This is a genomic window from Paenibacillus sp. FSL R7-0273, from assembly GCF_000758625.1.
Lineage (GTDB): Bacteria > Bacillota > Bacilli > Paenibacillales > Paenibacillaceae > Paenibacillus_AQ.
Genome location: NZ_CP009283.1, coordinates 4,253,213 through 4,273,443 on the forward strand (window position 1 = coordinate 4,253,213; position 20,231 = coordinate 4,273,443).

A 20,231-nucleotide genomic window follows, 5' to 3' on the forward strand; every position below is an offset into this window, starting at 1 on the left:
TCAGCATACTTTCTGATATAATGGCAAGTATTAAAAAATGAAAGGTAGATTAGATGCTTAAAGGTGATAATATTTTTCTTAGACCACTTATTCTCCCAGATGCTGAGGAACTACTACTTTTGCAAAATAAAAACCGCTCTTTTTTTTCAAATTATTCCACTACCCGTTCTGCTAACTACTGGTCTTTAGAAGCACAGCAGGCATTAATAGAAAAAAGGGAGCAAAATAAACAAAAAGATATTGAATACTATTTTGGCATCTATGACAATAACGCTCATAAGCTCATTGGCACCATCAGTTTATTCCAGGTTGTGCGCGGAGATATTCAAAGCGCTTTCATCGGATACTTCTTAGATCAAGAACAAAACGGCAAGGGTTTTGCCACAGAATCCGTTAAGTTAATTGTTAATTATGCTTTTAATACTCTCCACTTGCATAGAATTGAAGCCGGAGTAAAGCCGCACAACATTGGTTCTATGAGAGTTCTAGAAAAAGCTGGTTTTCACAAGGAAGGAATATCCGTAAAAAATGTTAAAATCAATGGGATTTGGGAAGATCATCAGATGTTAGCTATTATTAATCCTAATGATTAAGGGTACTAAATCTAGTCCCTATGTCTACAGCCAAGCCATAACAGTCCCTCCCAACGCCCCCGTTAACACAACGATCCAAGGCGGCAGCTTCCAATAGACCAGCATACTGAACAATACCGCGGCAAAAGCAAAATCAGCAGGCGCCAGAATGGAGCTTGTCCAAATCGGCTGGTAAAAGGCAGAGATTAATATGCCTACTACGGCTGCGTTCACGCCCATTAAGGCACCCTTGGCTTTTGGATTCCGGCGCACACTATCCCAAAAAGGCAGGGTTCCCAATACTAACAAAAAGGCCGGCAGGAAAATAGCCGCTGTCGCAAGCAGCCCCCCGCCCCATCCATTCATTACAGCACCCAGATAGGAGGCAAAGGTAAACAACGGTCCCGGAACAGCTTGTGTTGCCCCGTATCCTGCGAGAAAGGCCTCTTCGCTCACCCAGCCGGCCGACACAAATTCCCGTTCCAGCAACGGCAGGACAACATGCCCTCCGCCAAACACCAGAGCGCCTGAGCGGTAGAAGCTGTCAAACATGGCAATCCAGCGGACCTGCGTCGCTTCTCTTAAGACCGGAAGAAGAAGGAGCAGCCCGAAGAATACTGCCAAGCATACTGCTCCCAAGCTGCGCTTAACCGGAAAACGGACCCTGCTGTCTGAATCAGCCGCTTCTTTGCTGTAGATCAGAAATCCCACCAGTGCAGATATCATAATCATTCCAACCTGAGTATACACCGTTTGCCATAATAAGGTAATCGCCATTGCCAATAACGCTATCGCTTTTCTTTTTAGATCGGGAGTCAGCTTCTGGGCCATGCCGATCACCGCGTGGGCTACAACGGCGGCAGCTACTATTTTCAAGCCGTGAATCCAGCCTGCGTTCCCTATATCCAAACCCTGAAGCATCAAGGCTAACAGCATTAAGACAAAGACAGAAGGCAGCGTAAAGCCGAGAAAGGAGATTATTCCTCCAAGCACACCAGCCCGCATAATCCCCATTCCAATGCCCACCTGGCTGCTGGCCGGACCCGGCAAAAATTGGCACAAGGCTACTAAGTCAGCATAGCTTTTTTCGTCCATCCATTTTCTTTTGCGGATATATTCTTCATGAAAATAACCCAGGTGGGCAATTGGGCCGCCAAAGGAGGTAAACCCCAGCTTCCCGGATACTATTAAAATTTCGAGTAAGGATTTCAATAAACCTTGTTCATTCACTGCCGGCTTGTTCACCTTCATTCTCCCTCCGCAATCTGTCTATATAAACCGCAATTACCTATATAACCTCACATGGAGACAATCTATCGCTTCCACAGCTAAAGTCCTTTATCAGCAGGGTTCCGGTTTGGGTTGTAAGATGATAGAAAAACAAGCTGCAAATACGGATACTCCTTGCGAAACAGCTGTAACTCGGTAGGTAATTGCACGGCATCATGAATGAACCGGGTTGAAATAACTGTACTTTCTGCAACTAAACTAGGCTAATTAGCTTCGCTGCAGGTTTTAACTGCACTCTATACATTTATATTTGCCGAAAACGCCCCGAACCGGCTTTTTCTCAAAAAATAGATGTATAGAATACAGTTATCTCCTTAAAATGACTGAATTCCCCTGTTTTAATTGCACAAACTACACTTAAAACTCATTTGGCTCCAAACCGACTGACTAAGGTTAGCGCTTTGGCAAGGGAGATCCATCCGCTGCTCAACGCTTTACCTAAGGCAGGAACAAGAGACGGTTAGTTAGTCTATCAATGACGTTCCATATAGCTTTTGCTTATATAGGATGTTACCTGTACGCAGGCGTTCCCACAACGGATTAACTGAAAAATGACATTGCCCTAACATTTCTAATACATTTCCAGCAAGTAGAAACGGCTTCGCCGTCTTTCAGGGAAGGCGGCAACCGTTTCTGCGAGAAATATAAGGATTATTGATAGTGTAGAACATATTAATTCTTATATTTCAAAAAAAAGACCGTCAAACAGACGGCCCTCCCCTTTAAAGCTTTACAGTTACCTAAACCGTCTGCAGCAGCCACGCCACTGCTTCCTCCTCATTACTAAACGCCCGGAAGGCAGTACCCTTATTCAGCTCCGTGAGAAGCTCCTTGAATCTGCCTTTATCCGCTTGAGTGCCGGTAATGACCGCCGCGCATCTCACATGGTAATTCATGAATTTCTGCAGCGCTGTTCCCGCTAGACCTGTACGCAGATTGTAAAATTCCTCCGGCAGGGCCGCTTCATGCAGCAGAACGTTGTAGACATCATGGCCCATGCAGGCGCCGATCAGATCCAGAATATCCTGTTCTGTACCCAGTCTGCTGTCTGCAGACCGTAATTCTAGGTACCGTTGTCCTTCTCTGGTTATGACTTCAATGTTCATACTCTTCACTTCCGTTTCCCTGGTAATGGCCTGGCGCACCTCTCCGATCCATTTCAGTTCACTGGTATACGCCGACAGCTGGTTCGCCTCGATCAGTCTCCAGATCATTGCTTCACGCGGACTGCGGTCCGGGGCATACTGTCCCTTATCCGCGCGGCCCTGTTCGAGATGGATCAGACTCATGATCTCCTGCTCATAAGCATCCAGCATGGCTAGAATTTCAGCAGTTTCCAACTGATCGCTCCAGGCAAGCTGAATGAGAAAGGTTTTTCTGGATTCCGGCTGCTCAGGGGCCGACTGTACCCAGTACTTCAGCTCCGCGCGTCCTTCCGGAGTTATCGTGTACATTTTCTTGGAGGGCGAGCTTTCCTGATGCTGTACTTCGCTGGTGACATATCCATCCTTCAAAAGCTCCACCAGCGCTTTATAAATCTGATTGTTGTTGCCTGACCAGTACATGAACGAAGAATCCTGAATGATCTTCTTCATATCATATCCGGTCAGGGACTGGCTGCTTAGCAGTCCCAGAATGGCATAATTAATCGACATTTCACTCACTCCATATCAGTAACCTATGTTAATAGTAACATAGGTTACTTCAATCACACAAACATAAAATAAGCCATGCACCGGAAACGGCGCATGGCTGTCGAGCTCTTAATGGCCGGGCAGCCGGATACCGTACCACCCGCTTACTTCACCTTGTCCATATTCATTACTGCCAGCAGTAACCAGTGTTCCGTCTGACTTAAGGCCAAGGGTGTGGGCGCAGCCTGCGGCTACAGCTACTATATCGTACCAGCCGCTTACCTCGCACTCGCCATGCTTATTCCAGCCCGCAGCGGTTACAGTGCCGTCCTTGTTAAGACCGACAGTATGATGACTGCCTGCCGAGACCGCCACGGCCCCGCGCCAGCTGCCCACCTCGCATTGGCCCTCTTTATTCCGTCCTGCGGCTACCACCGTGCCGTCAGACAGTAGCCCTGCGGTATGAAGATATCCTGCAGCTACTGCTACGACGCCGCTCCAGCTGCTCACATTACATTGGCCATACCGGTTATTGCCTGTCATGATTAAGCTGCCGCCAGCCTTCAGTCCGGCTGAATGCCAATCTCCTGCCGCCACAGCCACGATATCCTGCCAGCTGTCCACATTGCATTCGCCTTCCAGATTCCGGCCCGCAGCTACCACGGTGCCATCCGCCTTCAGGCCGAGCGTACGGCGCCAGCCTGCGGCTACCGCAACGATTCCGCTCCAGCCGCTCACCTCGCATTGGCCGTGCTTGTTCCAGCCTGCGGCCGTAACAGTGCCGTCTGCCCTTAGCCCGACGGTATGGGCATTGCCGGTATGCGCATTGCCTGCGGCTACCGCTACAATATCGCGCCAGCCGCCCACATTACATTGGCCGTATTTATTATCTCCGGCAGCAATCACCGTTCCGTCGGCCTTCAGTCCGGCCGAATGACGATAACCCGCCGCCAGGGAAGGCCAGGCTTGCCTGATAATCATAAATCCCGCTCCTTCATCAAGGTTAGCTGCTTCCTCTCCATTTAACCACAATGAACGGTTATTTGCTGCAGGTCTGCCTGATCAGGAGCGGTTCCCTAAACGTCTTTACCCTTTGGTAGCCCCGGCAGCAATGCCCTTAACGAAGTATTTCTGCAGGGCAACAAACACGATAAGCACCGGTACAACCGACATAGCGGTTCCGGCAAAAATCATATCCCAGCGCGAGGAGAACTCACCGATATACCGGTAGATTTCGACCACCATCGTCTTCGGCTCGCCCGAAGGCAGCACCAGCATCGGCATCAGGAAGTCGTTCCAGATCCCGAGCCCGTTCAGCACGACCATACTGGCCGTAACCGGACCCATCAGCGGGAATACAATCCGCCAGAAGATTCCGTAGCGTGAGCAGCCGTCAATTTCCGCCGCCTCTTCAATTTCCTGCGGAATGCCTTTGACGAAGCTGGTATAGAGCAGACAGCCGAAGCCGACGGCACCGGCGACATACACGAGGATCGGACCGGCCAGACTGCCGTATAAGCCGAACATTCTCAGCTCCTTGAACAGCGGGATCATGTAAGCCTGGAACGGAATCATCATCCCGGCCAGGAAGTACAGGAACATGAACCGTGTCCAGCGGGTGTTCCGCCGTTCAATCGCGTAGCCGGCCATCGGAATGATCAGCACCTGGGCTACAATGGACACCAGCGTCAGGATCAGGCTGTTCAGAATGGCACGCGGGAATTCCGTCTCGGTCAGCAGATACTTAAAGCTGTCCAGATAGAGACCCTTAGGGAAGGCGATAGCATCCCGCATAATCTCGGCATTGCTTTTGAAGGCTGACATCAGATTGAAGAAGATCGGGAAAAAGAAAATAATAGCCAGCAGCAAGGTAACGATGAACATGGAGATTTCAGCGATTCTTCTTTTCGTTTGCAGTGTCATGCTACATCTGCACCTCCCGTTTCCGGAGGAATTTTACTTGTATGACCGTTATCAGCATAATGATCAGGAACAGCACCATCGCCAGCGCCGTACCAAAGCCCTGCCGCAGCTCCCCGAAGCCGACTTTATAAATAATATAGGTTAATGTCTCGGTCTCAAAGCCAGGCCCGCCGTCCGTCATGACGGCAATCTGGTCAAAAATCTTCAGCGCGCTGATCATCGCCAGTACCATACATACTGTCATTGAACCCGCAAGCAGCGGGAAGGTGATATGGCGGAACTGCTGGAAGCCGTTTGCCCCGTCTATGCTTGCCGCTTCATTCAGCTCAGGCGGAATGCCCTGCAGCCCGGCCAGATAAATAATCATGTAATAGCCTGCGCCCTTCCAGACCGTGGACAAAATAATCGAAAGCATGGCGTACTTCGGATTGCCCAGCCAGTCAACCACCCAGCTGCCCAGTCCGATCGCGTCCAGAATCTGATTGAATACGCCGAAGTTATAATTCAGGATCATCGCCCAGACAAAGCCCATTACAATTCCGCTGAGCAGCGTCGGGAAATAAAAGATGCTTCTGAACAGGTTGCGGAACCACCGGACCTTATCGACAAGAATGGCCATGGCAATCGCTGCGATATTTTCCAGAATGACGAGGCTGATGGTCATCACCAGCGTATTCTTAAGCGCGTTGTGCACACGGGGGCTGTGCCAGATTTCCACGAAATTGGCAAATCCGATATACCGCATATCGTCACTGATTCCGTCCCATGAGGTGAAGCTGAGATAAATGCTGCCTGCCGTCGGCACGATGACAAACAGCGTATAGATCAGAAATGAAGGTAAAATAAACATTAGCGCATACGACTGGAACCGCTTCTTTTTCTTGGGCTTTAGCCCCGTTAGCGGCTTGTCTGCTTGCTGAATTGCTGTAGCCATGGATGCTCTCCCTCCCGGAGATGCTTCCCGGCAAGAGGGCTTGAACCTGCTGGGCAGCAGGTCCCTCCCCCGGGGAGCTTTTTCTTTTTGACAAATACTAATACTGTTATTGCTGGTTTGCTTTTACCTGTGCGTCATATTCGGTATCCGCCTGCTTCATGTAATCGCTGACGTTCTCATCCTTCACGACCAGATCCTGCAGCAGCTTGTAGAACCAGTTGCGGAACTGCGGAGGAATGAGATTATCGCCCCACCAGTTGTTGATCGCCAGTGATTTGGTAACATTGTCATCTGCAATCAGGTCAAGCGCTACCTGCATCTGCTCCCCGGTTTCATAGGTAACCTTCTCTTTGGTGGAAGGAATAGCATTGATGCTCGACAGGTACTTGGCGTATTGCTCAGGGGCAAAGAAGAAGCGGATAAAATCCTTGATCGCCTCTGTTTTGTCCGCATCCTTGGCTGCTTCGGCAGAAAGCGACCAGCCGGCCGGTGACGGCAGACCGATTACGTTCACTTTGCCCTCACGGTCAGGAATCGCATAGAAGCCGAATTCGAAGCTTGGATCCGCCTCCTGAATCTGTGTGAACATCCAGGTGCCGGAGAAGAGCTGGGCTGCTTTACCCGCTACGAGAATGGACGCCGTCTGGTTGTCCCCGGTGCTGAGCCAGCCTTTATCCACATAGTTAGTGAACAGGTCTTTGAAGTCAGTAATGGCCTGTACAACGTTGGCATCGGTGAAGCTTACGGTCTTGGCCGTCCTCTTGGAGTTCCAGTCCGGGTCCTTCGAATACACATCATCGATCAGGAACTTGTTCACCCAGAAGCCCATGTGGAAAATATCCTTGCCGCCGACCACGAGCGGAGTAATCCCGCTGGTCTTCAGCTTTTCCTGGATCGCAAGAAACTCGTCATAGGTTTTTGGGAGCTCGGTGATTCCGGCATCCGCATACGCTTTTTTACTGTAGATAATGCCCTGCGGCACGTTGACCGACATCGGTGCGTTCCATACCTTGCCGTCTACCTGCGGCGGATTGTCGAACAGCTCCAGCAAGTCTGACGGCAGCTCGACGATTTTGCCGGCATCCGCAAATACCTGGGTGTCACGGATTTCTACAAGATCAGGGAATTCGCCGACCGCATCCTTCGTCTTGAGCCAGTCCAGATAGGCTGCAGAGGAGGTTTCGCTGATATCCTTGATTTTGACATTTGGATTGGCTTCCATGAATGCTTTGACGGCCTCTGCAATCGCCGCTTTGGTCGCCGGGTCACCGGATGCATAGCCGATGGAGAACTGCACTTCCTTTTTCGCTTCAGTCGTTGCCGCCGGTGCATTGGATGAAGAAGCTGCATTCCCGTTGTTAGAAGCATCCGAAGCATTATTATTGCTGCCGCAGCCCGACAGAAGCGCTGTTGCTGCCAGCAGCGTTGCGGACAACGCGGTTACTGATTTTTTCAACATATGAACAAGACCCCCTATAATTCTCATGATTGAGTGAAAGAGCCGGAAACAGCAACCGATGTGCGCATCATCTTAGAAAGCGTTTCCTTGTGATTACAGGATAGCATTCTGCCCTCCAGGGTTGAATGCAGTTTTTTAAGCTCCGTATGCGGTAATTTTAAGTGAATCCGGGCAACTAAAAAGGAGATCCGCAGATCTCCCCGTATGCCTCGCTATTTCCCTATGCCTTCTTCCAGCGCCTGCCGGTCATATTCCCGGTCCGCCTCCTGCATCGCGCTGAGCACATCGCCATCCTTAACAACCAGCTCCTCCAGCAGCTTATAATACCAGTTGCGGAATTGCTGGGGAAGGGTATTGGCCCCCCACCAGTTGTTCATCATCCTGGACTTCACCGTCTGCGGAGCCTTGAGGATGCGCAGCACTTCATTCATTGCCTCGCCTGCCGGGTAAGCCGCCTTGGCTTTGGTCGCCGGAATGCCGTTAATGGCTGACAGAAACCGGCTGTACTGGGCGGGCTCGAAAAAGAACTGCAAGAAATCAGTAATCGCCGCACACTTCACCGGATCACGGACGGCTTCCGCCGAGAAGGACCAGCCCGCGAGCGAAGGGAGTCCGGTCACATTCACCTGTCCTTTACGGTCCGGCACCGCATAGAAGCCGAATTCAAAGGCCGGATCAGCGGCCTCAATCGGCGAGAACATCCACGGCCCCGAATAGAGCTGTGCCGCCTTGCCGGTAACGAGGTACGAGACCGTCTGGTTGTCGCCGATGTTCTGCCAGCCCGGGTCCACATAACGGGTGAACAGCGTTTTGAAATCACTCACCGCCTGAAGCACCCCGGCATCGGTAAAGCTGGCTGCCCCGGCTGTTTTACGGGCATTCCAGTCCGGGTCCTCGGCATAGACATTATCAATCCAGAACTTGTTGATCCAGAAGCCCAGATGGAAAAGATCCTTCCCGCCGGCCACCAGCGGCGTAATGCCGGAGGCCTTAAGCTTCTCCTGTGCCGCCAGAAATTCATCATAGGTTGCGGGAAGCCTGGTAATTCCGGCAGCCGCATAAGCCTTTTTACTGTAAATGATGCCTTGCGGCGGGGTTTCATACAGCGGAGCGTTCCACACCCGGCCGAATACCTCCACCGGCTGGTCCAGCAGCTCTACCAGCTCAGGCGGGAGCGGGGCGATTTTACCTGCAGCGGCAAAGGCTTCGGTATCACGCATCTCCAGCAGATCGGGAAACTCACCGACCGCATCCTTTATTTTCAGCCAGTCAAGATAGGCACTGGAGGAAATTTCACTGATATCTTTAATCTTCACATTGGGATGTGCCTGCATATAAGCGGCAATGACCGCCTTCAGCGCCTGGGTAGTCGCCATATCACCGGCTGCATAGGCAATGGAAAAACTAACCGGCTGCAGCTCCGGCACCTCACCGCCGGCCTTGTCCTGTGAACGGCTGCTGCCGCAGGCTGCAAGGAGAGCCGCAATAACGAGCATACCGGCTGCTGTTTGAATTCCGCTATTCTTGTACATACCTCGCTTGCGCTCCCTTACTCTAATCTAAGCTCCTTGTTCAATCACCGGAAACACCAGGGTAACGGAGGTTCCGATATGCTCCCGGCTGCTGACCGTAAGGCCGTACTCTTCCCCGAAGCTTGTGCGGATGCGCTCATGGACATTTTTCAGCCCGACATTTTTGCTTGGGGCACCCGGGTCCTCCAGGTTCCTTTGAATCTGCGACAGGGTCTCCCTGCTCATGCCGATCCCGTCATCATACACCGTGACCGCAAGCCTGTCCTCCCTCCGCTCTACCGTGATGCCGACGGTTCCCCTGCCCTTCTGGCGCAGGCCGTGCTGCACAGCATTCTCAACAATCGGCTGCAGTGACAGCTTCAGCACCGGCCAGCTCAGGTCGATCTCCGGCGGAATGTCCTGCTGCAGCATATAACGGTTTTCATAGCGGACTGAAATAATATAGAAATAATTATGCAGATGCGCAAGCTCGCTGCCCAGGCTGACGCGGTCCTCCCCGTAATCAATAACATATTTCAGCTGATCGGAGAGGGCAAGAATCATATCGGCCACTTCCCCCGCCTCCTTGTCCACGGCATTCATCCGGATGACTTCAAGCGTGTTGTACAGATAATGGGGCCTGATCTGGCTCTTTAGAGCGTTCAGCTCGGTCTGCTTCTGCTTAATCTGGGCGACATAGGCTTCGTCAATATAGATTCGGAGGCGCTCCACCATCCGGTTGAAGCCGTGCGCCAGCCTGCCCATCTCGTCATTGCTGTTCACCGTAACCTGGGTGTCCAGATTGCCGGACTCCACAACGGTCATCTGCCTGATCAGCTCACGGATCGGTGCGGCCAGCCGCCGGGAAAACCACGCCCCCATTACAATCATTACAACTGCGCAAATGGCAATCGCGATATATACGGTGGTCCTGGCCGACAGCAGCTGCTCGAACAGACTGCCGCGGTGAATCCTGGCGATAACCTGCCCCTCCAGAAAAGGGATGTCCTGACTGAGTGTAATCCGCTCCTCGTCATCAAGGACGGGGTTCACCACTGTGCCTGGAGCCGCATCCTGATTGCTGAAATACACCCGGTTCTGGCCGTCGAGCAAATAGAGTTCATCCTTGGGTCCGAGACTCAGCTCCTCGCTGAACTGCCGGAACAGCGACGTGTCAATGTCCAGAAATAGGGTGCCTACAACCTTAGGCTCACGCGTAACCCGGCCCGAGGTATCGATCAGGGTACGCCCGATGGTGAACACCGTTTTGCGGGAATCAAAAAAATAATCGTCCGTATGTGCCGGGAACACCGCCACCTTGGCGGGATCTGCAGCCATAGCCGCCAGCCATTCCGGCCGGGCGAATGTATCTGCTACCAGCGAGCGGTTCTCCTTCTGCTGCGAGTATACCCTGCCGTCCGAGCTGCGCACAAACTGCACTCCGGTAATATAAGAGTCACTGAACAGCAGCGTTTTGAGGAAGCTGTCGATCGGGATCGCATTGATCTGGCCCTGGTCATTGACATTAGCCGTCTGGTTGCGGCTGTAGCTGTCGATATAGCCGTCGTAACGGCCGGTATACATCAGCTTGGATATTTCATTGTACTGGTTAAAGGCTGAATTCAGATTATAGCCCATATACAGCACCATCTGCTGCAGATTACTGGTCGTGTAGCGCTCCACATAGCCGGAAAAGGTCTGCACGGAAAAAAAACTGAGCGCCAGCAGCGGAATCAGCCCCACCAGCAGAAAGGACGCCGAAAACTTGACAAAAATGCTGCTGCTTCTCCGCCCCCGGTTCAGCACGGTTATTCCTCCTCATCATTAACAGGTGTGTGCGGTCACGGCTTCCAGGACTGCTTGTACTCCTGCGGCAGCTTGCCGAATTTCTTCTTGAACATATCGCTGAAATGGCGGGCATTGTTATAGCCGACCTGCTCGGCAATCTCATAGATCATGAGACTGCTCTGGAGCAGCAGCCTGCGGGCGTGATTCATCCGGACCTCTGTTAAATAGTGCTTGAAGTTCTGGCCAGTATGCTTCTTGAAAAAGCTGCTGAAATAATAAGGGTTCATATACAGCATGGCCGCCATTGATTCCAGCGTAATATTCTCGGCGTAGTGCTCCTCGACATAGGCTTTAACCTGCAGCAGCTGCGGCATCTCCTTGCCGCTCAGCCTGCCAGCCAGCTGACCGAGCAGCTGCTGAACAGTGCTGCAGAAGGCAGCCCCCAGCGCAGCATAGGTTGGAGCGGCGGTGAACTGCTCCAGCAGCAGCGGACTCGGTCCTTGCTGGGCCGCGGCATCTGCGCTGTATTCGGCAAGCTCCTGCTCCAGCTGCAGCACCGTATTGTAAAGATGTGTTACCGCCTGAGCCGGGCTGCCGGCGGAAAGCTGCTCTACCGCGGCAAGCAGCTCTCCGGAGCGCAGCATGCACTCCTCCTTCTCAAGCATCTTCAGCGCTTCTATCAGCGCCAGCTGAACTTCTGCCAGCCCGGCGGTTGATGACGGCTCATACACGGCCTGAGCCCCGTTATGATCAGCAATGACCCGGTTGAGGCCGGAGAAATATTTGAATTTGAGCGCTTTCAAAGCGCTGCGGTACGATTCATCAGCCTCCTCAATCCCGCCGGCAGGCCGTCCGACCCCAATGGTCACCTGCAGCTTAAGAAAGCCGTTGATCTTCTGGTGCAAATCTGCCATCAGCTCCTGCGGCATGTCCGGCTGCTCATGCTGCAGGAGAATGCAGAGCCGCTCCCCCTTGCGGAATACATAACCGCCGCCGCTGCTTTCCACCGTTTCTTTGATAATGTTCGACAGGGCAAACTCTACGAGCTTCCGCTCATGCTCCTCCCAGCGGGAAGGGCCGCCGCTGTATTCATCGGTCTCAACTGCACATACCGTAGCATATCTGGTTATCGACGTGTTCCCTATCCGGGCCAGAGCAGCAGCTGCCCCCTTATTGCCGTCCGTCAGCTGCTCCAGCAGCTCTTCGATCGTGCCGGTGACATTTTTGCGTTCATAGGATTTCAGCATCTCCTTGTTCCGCTCCTCCTCCGACTCCTGGCGGATCAGCGCGGCTGCCTTGACTGCCGCCTGCTCCAGCTGGCCGGTATTGACCGGCTTAAGCAGATAATCCAGTGCACCATACTGCAGGGCCTGCCGGGCATAGGCAAACTCCTGGTAAGCACTGATAAATACCACCTTGATCGAGCGGCCTGATTCATGGATGCCGCGTATGATGTCAATGCCGGAGTAGCCCGGCATGCTGATATCGCTGATAATCAGGTCGGGGGCGCAGCTGTCGATCAGAGCCTTCAGCTCGATTCCGTCCCTGGCTTCCCCGACAATTTCCAGGCCGAGCGAATCCCAGGCGATCAGCTTTTTGAGTCCGCGCAGAATCACCGGCTCATCATCGGCCAATACAACACGTATGCTTCTGTTCATTCTTGTCCCTCCGTGTATATGTCATGCAGCCGTTCCCGGGGATTTTCCCACCACTACTGTACCACAGAAGACCGGGCTGGCAGATGCAGCCTTTTAATGGAAAACCGCAGTTTTTTAAGCATGCCGTCCGATATGGAACCTCTATGCTCCCGGTAGCCGCATGGAATAATCACGCGGCAGCTTGTATACTTGTACAAAAAAGGAAAGGCGGTCGTTTCCCTGATTTACTTCATCAAGTTCCTCTACAGCTTTATTCTGCCGCCGGGACTGTTCGTTCTGCTGCTTGCAGCAGCCGCAGCCTGGATGTGGCGCCGGTACCGCCGCCCCCCGGTATTGGTATTAATTATTACCGTTCTGCTCTACCTGTCCATGATACCGCTGACAGCCGAGCTGCTGATGGGCGGCCTGGAACGTAAATATGCACAGCCGTCCCGGATTGATGGCGATGTTATTGTTGTCCTGGGCGGCGGAGCGACGAGCGGCACGCCGGATATGGACGGCGAGGGCAATCTGTCCGGCGCTGCAGCCAACCGGCTGCTGACAGCAGCGCGGCTGTACAGGGAGACCGGACTGCCTCTGCTCTTCACCGGAGGTCAGGTATATACCGACAGCGGCAATGAAGCGGATATCGCCAGGCGCCAGCTGCTCGGCCTCGGGATACCGGCGGAGGATATACTGACCGAGAACCAGTCGCTCAATACCGAACAGAACGCTGAGTTTACCGCAGCGCTGATGAAGGAGCGCGGGCTCAGCCGGCCGGTGCTGGTCACCTCCGGCTTTCATATCGCGCGCGGGATGGAGGAATTCCGCAAGGCCGGTTTTTCCCCCCAGGCATACCCGAGTGATTATACTGTCAGCCGGGGAGGCTCCTTCTACCTCTCCAAGCTGTTCCCTTCACCCGGTGCCATGCAGTCCACCGGTGTTGCCTTTAAAGAATACCTGGGCCTGCTGGCAGCCAGGTTATAGAAGGCCGTGCCGGGATTAAATAAAAGCAGTGGTCCCGGGAACCCCCAGCCACTGCTTTCTATAGCCGGCAGCTTATTTCACCAGCCCGCAGAACACGGCGCTGGTCATCCCGGCCAGCTCCTGCGGATCAAGCTCCATCTGCATGCCGATTTTGCCTGCACTGACTGCAATGGTGTCGTACAGCTGTGCGGTCTCCTCAATAAAGGTCGGATACAGCTTTTTCATCCCGACCGGAGAGCAGCCGCCCCGTACATAGCCTGTCCATTTCAGCAGATCCTTCAGCGGCAGCATCTCGATCTTTTTTTCACCGGAGGCCTTGGCCGCACTTTTCAAATCCAGCTCTTCGCCTACCGGAATGATGAACACATACAGGTTGGGTCCGCCGTGCGCCACCAGGGTCTTAAACACAGTATCCGGATCCAGGCCGATCTTCTCAGCCACTGCCGTTCCGTGTATAGCCCCATCCTCATTGTCATACAAGTGCACCTCATAGCTGATGCCCTTGGCATCCAGCATGCGCAGTGCATTGGTTTTGCTGATCTGCATCCTGCTCCAACCTTTCCAGCCCGTTTATGTATTAAAAGCTATTATACACGCATTCTATTCCCGCTTGAAGGAAGGAGATTTACATGCGCACTGCATTTGATGCCCATATGCATATCATTGACCCCCGTTTTCCGCTGATCGAGAACCAAGGCTATCTACCTGACGCTTTTACCTGCCGGAATTATCTGGACACTGTCCGGGAGCTCAAGCTGATCGGCGGCGCCGTTGTCTCCGGGTCGTTCCAGGGGTTTGACCAGACTTATCTAATAGACGCCCTGCAGTCACTGGGTCCCGGCTTTGTCGGCGTAACGCAGCTGCCCCATGATACAACAGACGAAGAACTGCTTAGGCTGCACAGTTATGGCGTAAGGGCTGTCCGTTTCAACGTCAGGCGCGGCGGGTCAGAAGACTTGTCGCAGCTTGATTACATGGCCAGAAGAGTCCATGAAATAGCCGGATGGCATACGGAGCTCTATATCGACTCTGTGAATCTGCCTGACATTGCACCGGTACTGGCTGCCCTCCCAGCTGTATCAATAGATCATCTAGGCCTGTCGCAGAGCGGTTTTCACCATCTTCTTGACCTTGTTGATACAGGAGTCCGTGTAAAAGCCACCGGCTTCGGCCGCGTCGAGCTTGATGTACCGCAGGCGCTGCGTGCAATCGCCGCCGTTAACCCGGATGCGTTAATGTTCGGGACCGACCTCCCGTCCACCAGGGCACGCCGCCCTTACCAGCCTTCCGATATTGAGCTCATTTACGACACACTGGGTGAGGAGCTCGCTGACAAGGTGCTTTTTAGGAACGCATCAGACTGGTACCTGAAATGAGCAGTTATCCGGCCATAACAAAAACCCTTGGGATACCCAAGGGTTCAGTTATTGTACCGTCATTAGACATATCGGCCAGGCCGGTCTAATCGCGCGGATAATTTATGGCCATAATATCCATGAAAGGAACCTTGAGCAGCTCCTCGTTCGAGCTTACATGCACCTTGCCGGTCCGTGAATCCATACCGGTAATCTGCCCGCGCACCTCTTCTTCCTTGCCCCATACGGTCAGCAGGATAATGGACTCCTCCTGCATCGCTTCCGTCAGCTGGTTGCCAAGCTCCTCCAGCACAAATTCATCTCTTGTCGGCCGTTTAGCCACCTTTGCTTTTGCCACGCTATTCCTCCAGTAAGCCATCCTGAAAATACGGTTATACCATCCTATGAATGCTCCTGAATAGTATAACATGTACGCCCCTGTCATTAAACCGCACAGCCGGTTATTTTCTCCCCTCCGGGCACGCTGCACACAGCAAAAAGGAGCCGGCATTGCCGGCTCCTCCCGTTACAGCAGGATTACACATTGGGTATGTCTTTTCGGGAAGTAACGGCTTCTATTGAATGGTAGCGCCGATGTTAGTGCCGCTTGGCGTACCCGAACCGATCAGATCACTTCCCGAAGCCAGCTTGAGGAAGTTGCCGAGGCTGATCGAGCCGGCCGCATTCCGCACCACCGAAGGGGTCAGGCTCACGAAATCGGCGCTGCTGGCCACGAGGCCCTTCGCATTGGTGCTGGCTTTATTTTTCCACCATACATTTGTGCTTGAAACATCCGTTCCGCTGGTCTTATCGCTCGATGCTCCGGCAAAGCTCAGGTTATTCGTGAAGACATGGGTGCCTGCATCAAAAGCAAAGTTGCTTCCGCCATTGCTCCACGAGGTATTGTTGGTCATTTTGATGGAGCCGGGATTGCTGTTATAGGTGAAGCCGTGCTTTTTGTTCTGGAAGGCAATGCTGTTGGTCACAATATGGTTTACGGAAATGGATTCCCCGCCCAGTTTAAAGCCGTTGCCGTCACTGTTGGAGGTTGAGTTCCCGTCAGAGGTTTGGCCGTTTTTGTAAGCAATGCTGTTCTTAATGGTTACAACCCCGATTGGACCGGTATCCGTCTTCGTGTACAGATCCCAGCCGTCATCCGTGTTCCAGGCTGCAATACAATTGTCGAATACATTGCCGGGACCAATGGTCAGCTTGGCGGCAAAGCCGTCGGCATCCTCCCCGTTGTCCGGGTCAAAGTTATCATGGGAGTATACGCCGATAATCTGATTGTAGCTCGGCCACTCGCTCATGCTGGAGGCAGAAGAGGCATAACGGCTGATCTGCAGTCCGGAGTCCCGGTTATGGTGAGTCTCCACATTCTCAATAATGTTGTAATTGCCGCCGATAAAGATTCCGTTGTCCCCGGCTCCTTTGACTTCCAGACCCTTAACATGCCAGTAATGGCCGAAAATCTGTAATCCCCGCTCCGTGGATGCAAAGGCTTGTGCAGAGAAATCAAGGACCGGCTTTTCACTGCCATAGGCGACAATACTCTTGCGCGCACCGGAGGTGCCGCTGTTGTCACGCTCGATGGTTACCGGCGAAGAGAAGGAATAAGTGCCGCCGCGCAGGTAAATCGTGCCGCCGGCAGCAACCCGGGTCAAGGCAGATTGCAGCGTAGTGGGACTTCCAATGGTACCTGCATTGCCTGCAGCACCGTTAGCTGCAACATAAAGCGCACCGGAAACCGGAGTTGCAGTCGGGACAGCGGTAGGCACAGCGGTAGGTGCAGCCGTAGGAGCTACAGTCGCAGTTGCAGTAGGCGTAGGTGCTGCTGTTGGCGCTACCGTCGGAGTTGCTGTCGGACTGCTGGTGGGTGCTGCTGTTGCTCCAGGTGTGGAGGTAGGGACAGCCGTGGTATCGCTTACAATAACATTATCGAACTTGGCCGCCGTCTTGTAAGCAATCAGTCCAACCCCGCCTGAAGCAATAATGTTATCGTGTGCATTTAATTGCAGCACATTGTTTACATACATGCTGATCGAGTCACCGCTTAGCTCCAGCCGGATGTTATACACAGTCCCTGTGGTAATGGCAAAGCCAGTTTTCGAGGCCAGTGTCGTGCTTTCGCCGCCGGATTTCTTGCGGATCTCCAGTGTGCCTCCGTTTGAATTGGATATGGAAGCGGCATAATAATTATTCCCGTCCTGGTACCGGCCGCACACATACGTACGATTGTTGCCGTTAAAATTATCGATTTTCACATCAGCCTTGACGCTATAATCGGTCCAGGCGCTGCTGCCTGCCGAGGTGCGCCCCTCTGAGCTCCCTGATTGGTAATACACATAAGAGCCGCCATCCTGTACTACAGACCAGGTGCCTGTCGTGCTGGTCCAGTTACCGGCGCTGCCGGACTCAAAATCCTCACTGAAGAGGCTTGCCGCATGAACTGACGGGACACCCCACTGCAGGCCGCCAAAAGCGAGCATAGCTGAAAGCGCAATACATGCAGTGAAAGCAAATCTCTTTTTTATTTTCACGTTAACATTTACCTCCAGAATAATATATTTTTTCAGAACCAGTTGCAGCTGTTGCATTACACTGTCGTTCTTGGCTGTTTCTACTGATGGCTGTATTTAATATTCATCGCATCTCCCCTTTACCAGGCAATATGCAGATTGCTGCAAAAATGAATTTTTCGCAGTAACCAATCTAATCTCCACTATAAGTAAATTTTTGGAATTGTACAGATGGTTTTTATGTATTTTATTACATATATGTGAAATGTATATATTTACATGGATTTTCAGTATTTCATTACATATCTCGCTCCCCAAAGATAGTCGACAGTTGGGCCTTTTCCCCTGCACAGCGCAAAAAAAAGCTACCCAACCGGGCAGCTTATAAATGTTCAGCTATTGAGATACTGCTCAACCAGCACTGAATACTTCCTGTATTGCTCTTCCCAAGCAGGCTTACGGTTAACCGGCACATTTCCGTCCAGCAGAGCCTCTATAACATCCAGACAGACATGCCACCCGGCCAAATCTTTGGGGGTATGGTCAGTGAATGTGCCGATGGTTTCGATAAGCAGCAGTCGGCTGTGCAGATTAAGTGGAATTGCGCCACCTAATTCATAAAGAACTGCCGGTAATAACGGCATTAGGTGGAAATAGGTATCTTAAATTCGCTTACTTACTCCAAAAAGGGCATTACGACCCGAATTAAGTATCCTTTTTCCAGCTAAACGTCCTAAACGTTACAAAATTCGGAAATTAGGTGGCGAAAATCCAACTAATGCAGCCGGGCCATACTAATTATATGATATCCAGGCCGTCCTACCAAAAAGAATAGCAGCCGTACAACACGTTATCAAGTAAGCTGCGGATACTATACCTTATATTCCGCGAAGCTAACCGGACTGCCGTTAACCGCAGTCACCGTGCCGTTATCCTTACCTGCTTCAAGCCGCAGCAGGTCACCGGTAAAGGTAGTGTGTGTGATAGAGAGTGCCGCCTCCGCGCCAACGCCCTCTGCCGCAAATACAGGCTTACGTGCTGCCATAGCAGCGGCGAACTCCGTGAGGCTGTTCAAGCCTGCAGCCGCGGCTTCCTTTGCCGTAACGGCTTCAACCGCCACAGCGCCGTGCTTACCTGCCGCCGTTACCTCCAGATAACCGTCACGGCTCGCCAGCTGATACGTATGCGACAGCCAAACGGCAAAATAAACCTCCTTCACCAGGCCGTAAACTGCCTGTTCCTGCTGCTGCCATTCTCCCTCAGGGAGCACTCCGGCAATCGTGTTATCCGTTCCTTCGGGTACAGGGAACAAAGACAGCACCGTGCCTTTATGGTAGAGCACTTCCATGTAAGGACTCTGGTGGCGCGGATCGCCTGCACGGTAGCCCTCGCCCGGATGGAAGAAGTACAGCCGGTTGACCTCCCCTTCCCCGCTGACCGGCAGGGAATAGGCCCAGCGGAGCTGTTCATTGTCGAATTCCTCTACCCGCTCCCATAGGCCGCCTGCCGCATAGCCTTCTGTAATATAAGCGTAGGAATGCAGGAGCGGCTGGGGCTGCGGGTCTCCCGGGGCAACCTTTTGTGTAAGCCTCTTTACTTCTATAGCATTACGGCGGTCCAGCGCAAGCTCTCTTGCCCCGGCAGGAGCTTCATAGAACAGGAAGCCGGCGTACTCTGTACGCGGCATGTCACCGCTAAGCGGAAAGTCGCCGAACTGCACATAATCATGCAGCACATTGCGGTCAGCCGGCACATCATGCGGCCAGCCGCGGGAATGTGCGCCAACCCATGCCCCGCGTAAATAGAAAGCAGCCCGCTCATGCCACAGATAGTCAAGCATCTCGCTTAGCACAGCCTGTACTGCGCTGTCCTCCTCGAGTTCCCAGGCACAGGTGAATGCCTGTATCCAGTGCCAGAACCACGGCAGACTGCCGTATTCCGGCATGCCCTGCGCCCGTATATACTGAAGTGTCTGCTCCAGGCTCTCCAGCCCGTCAGCGCGAAGCTCCTCATCCCCGAACAGCTGGCCGAAGATCAGCTTGGCGGCCGTATACTTGGCTTCGTGGTGACCGTAATGTACAACCTCTTTACGGAAAAAGCCGCTGCGGTAAATATGTCCGGCTGCCGTATGGACAGCAACCCTAAGCGCTGCACTGAACTGGCTATTGTAATGCTTGCAGAACCAGATCAGCAGGCTGCCCATAATTTCTACAGGAAGCTCATGCGGAGCGGCTTCCCGCGGCAGCGGATCAAGCCCGAGCGGCCAGTGGCCGTACAGATGTGTGCCCGGCTGCCGGTTCTGCAGCAGCACTGTTTCCAGCAGGACCGTCTCCGCCTTCTGCCGGGCCTGCTCCCGCACGGCCTCCGGAAGCAGTGAATCATCTACCGCAGCTGCGAACAGGTAGCATGCATAATAGAAGTTGTTGCGAACATCATTGTGAAACCACAGGCCGCTATCCTTCAGCGGCAGCTCCAATGCCTCTGCTGCCACCTTTTGTATGATCTCCCGCTGTCTTAGCGCATAGGGATTATCTAATTTGAAGCTTAATCGAGCCGTCATCTCTTCCCCTCCCAGGGTATTATTTCCATCCTATTGTGCACGCTTTCTGTTCATTTAGCAAT

16 protein-coding genes and 1 pseudogene are annotated in these 20,231 nt (G+C 52.8%); 3 read left to right on the top strand and 14 right to left on the bottom strand.

Annotation, left to right across the window (positions count from 1 at the left end; all coding sequences use genetic code 11):
* Positions 1-53 precede the first annotated feature (53 nt).
* Entirely contained in the window at positions 54-593 is a 540-nt protein-coding gene (locus R70723_RS18065; protein WP_039873991.1) for a GNAT family N-acetyltransferase, read from the top strand.
* 24 nt (positions 594-617) lie between these two features.
* Here the strand turns inward: R70723_RS18065 and R70723_RS18070 are convergent, their stop codons facing one another.
* The 9 genes from R70723_RS18070 to R70723_RS18110 form a co-directional block, all read right to left on the bottom strand.
* Positions 618-1,823 (bottom strand): chromate transporter, encoded by a 1,206-nt coding sequence (locus R70723_RS18070; RefSeq protein WP_047171159.1) that lies wholly within the window; start codon positions 1,821-1,823, stop codon positions 618-620.
* Between the two features lie 779 nt (positions 1,824-2,602).
* Positions 2,603-3,517, bottom strand: coding sequence for a PadR family transcriptional regulator (locus R70723_RS18075; RefSeq protein ID WP_039873994.1), 915 nt, complete (start codon positions 3,515-3,517; stop codon positions 2,603-2,605).
* A gap of 108 nt (positions 3,518-3,625) precedes the next feature.
* On the bottom strand, positions 3,626-4,477 hold the full coding sequence (locus R70723_RS18080) for an RCC1 domain-containing protein (RefSeq protein ID WP_039873995.1): 852 nt from the start codon (positions 4,475-4,477) through the stop codon (positions 3,626-3,628).
* A 105-nt stretch (positions 4,478-4,582) separates the two neighbouring features.
* Positions 4,583-5,419, bottom strand: coding sequence for a carbohydrate ABC transporter permease (locus R70723_RS18085; protein ID WP_179088021.1), 837 nt, complete (start codon positions 5,417-5,419; stop codon positions 4,583-4,585).
* A 1-nt stretch (position 5,420) separates the two neighbouring features.
* Entirely contained in the window at positions 5,421-6,353 is a 933-nt protein-coding gene (locus tag R70723_RS18090) for a carbohydrate ABC transporter permease (RefSeq protein ID WP_039873996.1), read from the bottom strand.
* Positions 6,354-6,459: 106 nt separating this feature from the next.
* The gene (locus tag R70723_RS18095) at positions 6,460-7,812 is read right to left on the bottom strand and encodes an ABC transporter substrate-binding protein (protein ID WP_039873997.1); all 1,353 of its coding nucleotides are present in this window, start codon (positions 7,810-7,812) and stop codon (positions 6,460-6,462) included.
* 212 nt (positions 7,813-8,024) lie between these two features.
* Entirely contained in the window at positions 8,025-9,344 is a 1,320-nt protein-coding gene (locus R70723_RS18100) for an ABC transporter substrate-binding protein (RefSeq protein WP_039873998.1), read from the bottom strand.
* 27 nt (positions 9,345-9,371) lie between these two features.
* Positions 9,372-11,129 (bottom strand): cache domain-containing sensor histidine kinase, encoded by a 1,758-nt coding sequence (locus R70723_RS18105; protein WP_144027043.1) that lies wholly within the window; start codon positions 11,127-11,129, stop codon positions 9,372-9,374.
* Between the two features lie 35 nt (positions 11,130-11,164).
* Positions 11,165-12,769, bottom strand: a complete 1,605-nt coding sequence (locus R70723_RS18110) for a response regulator (protein ID WP_039874001.1) — start codon at positions 12,767-12,769, stop codon at positions 11,165-11,167.
* A gap of 219 nt (positions 12,770-12,988) precedes the next feature.
* Between R70723_RS18110 and R70723_RS18115 the strand changes: the two genes are divergently transcribed.
* Positions 12,989-13,735 (top strand): YdcF family protein, encoded by a 747-nt coding sequence (locus R70723_RS18115; protein ID WP_039878960.1) that lies wholly within the window; start codon positions 12,989-12,991, stop codon positions 13,733-13,735.
* A gap of 72 nt (positions 13,736-13,807) precedes the next feature.
* On the opposite strand, the gene ybaK is transcribed toward R70723_RS18115, so the two are convergent.
* Positions 13,808-14,281 (bottom strand): Cys-tRNA(Pro) deacylase, encoded by a 474-nt coding sequence (gene ybaK / locus R70723_RS18120; RefSeq protein ID WP_039874002.1) that lies wholly within the window; start codon positions 14,279-14,281, stop codon positions 13,808-13,810.
* A gap of 83 nt (positions 14,282-14,364) precedes the next feature.
* Between ybaK and R70723_RS18125 the strand changes: the two genes are divergently transcribed.
* Positions 14,365-15,111, top strand: coding sequence for an amidohydrolase family protein (locus R70723_RS18125; protein WP_039874003.1), 747 nt, complete (start codon positions 14,365-14,367; stop codon positions 15,109-15,111).
* A gap of 85 nt (positions 15,112-15,196) precedes the next feature.
* Here R70723_RS18125 and R70723_RS18130 read toward each other — a convergent pair whose 3' ends face one another.
* The 4 genes and pseudogenes from R70723_RS18130 to R70723_RS18145 form a co-directional block, all read right to left on the bottom strand.
* Positions 15,197-15,448, bottom strand: coding sequence for a YolD-like family protein (locus R70723_RS18130; protein WP_039878962.1), 252 nt, complete (start codon positions 15,446-15,448; stop codon positions 15,197-15,199).
* Positions 15,449-15,665: 217 nt separating this feature from the next.
* Positions 15,666-16,835 (bottom strand): annotated as a pseudogene (locus R70723_RS32160) (right-handed parallel beta-helix repeat-containing protein); the annotation flags it as partial.
* Between the two features lie 1,166 nt (positions 16,836-18,001).
* Positions 18,002-18,253: an SRPBCC family protein gene (locus R70723_RS34085; RefSeq protein ID WP_052421376.1), complete on the bottom strand. Its 252-nt coding sequence runs from the start codon at positions 18,251-18,253 to the stop codon at positions 18,002-18,004.
* Between the two features lie 227 nt (positions 18,254-18,480).
* Positions 18,481-20,169, bottom strand: coding sequence for a hypothetical protein (locus R70723_RS18145; protein ID WP_039874004.1), 1,689 nt, complete (start codon positions 20,167-20,169; stop codon positions 18,481-18,483).
* Positions 20,170-20,231 lie beyond the last annotated feature (62 nt).

What these genes read in the sequence shown, in the direction of transcription:
- R70723_RS18065 (WP_039873991.1), top strand. Translation starts at nt 54, where the DNA reads ATGCTTAAAGGTGATAATATTTTTCTTAGACCACTTATTCTCCCAGAT.
- R70723_RS18070 (WP_047171159.1), bottom strand. Translation starts at nt 1,823, where the DNA reads ATGAAGGTGAACAAGCCGGCAGTGAATGAACAAGGTTTATTGAAATCC.
- R70723_RS18075 (WP_039873994.1), bottom strand. Translation starts at nt 3,517, where the DNA reads ATGTCGATTAATTATGCCATTCTGGGACTGCTAAGCAGCCAGTCCCTG.
- R70723_RS18080 (WP_039873995.1), bottom strand. Translation starts at nt 4,477, where the DNA reads ATGATTATCAGGCAAGCCTGGCCTTCCCTGGCGGCGGGTTATCGTCAT.
- R70723_RS18085 (WP_179088021.1), bottom strand. Translation starts at nt 5,419, where the DNA reads ATGACACTGCAAACGAAAAGAAGAATCGCTGAAATCTCCATGTTCATC.
- R70723_RS18090 (WP_039873996.1), bottom strand. Translation starts at nt 6,353, where the DNA reads ATGGCTACAGCAATTCAGCAAGCAGACAAGCCGCTAACGGGGCTAAAG.
- R70723_RS18095 (WP_039873997.1), bottom strand. Translation starts at nt 7,812, where the DNA reads ATGTTGAAAAAATCAGTAACCGCGTTGTCCGCAACGCTGCTGGCAGCA.
- R70723_RS18100 (WP_039873998.1), bottom strand. Translation starts at nt 9,344, where the DNA reads ATGTACAAGAATAGCGGAATTCAAACAGCAGCCGGTATGCTCGTTATT.
- R70723_RS18110 (WP_039874001.1), bottom strand. Translation starts at nt 12,769, where the DNA reads ATGAACAGAAGCATACGTGTTGTATTGGCCGATGATGAGCCGGTGATT.
- ybaK (WP_039874002.1), bottom strand. Translation starts at nt 14,281, where the DNA reads ATGCAGATCAGCAAAACCAATGCACTGCGCATGCTGGATGCCAAGGGC.
- R70723_RS18125 (WP_039874003.1), top strand. Translation starts at nt 14,365, where the DNA reads ATGCGCACTGCATTTGATGCCCATATGCATATCATTGACCCCCGTTTT.
- R70723_RS34085 (WP_052421376.1), bottom strand. Translation starts at nt 18,253, where the DNA reads ATGCCGTTATTACCGGCAGTTCTTTATGAATTAGGTGGCGCAATTCCA.
- R70723_RS18145 (WP_039874004.1), bottom strand. Translation starts at nt 20,169, where the DNA reads ATGACGGCTCGATTAAGCTTCAAATTAGATAATCCCTATGCGCTAAGA.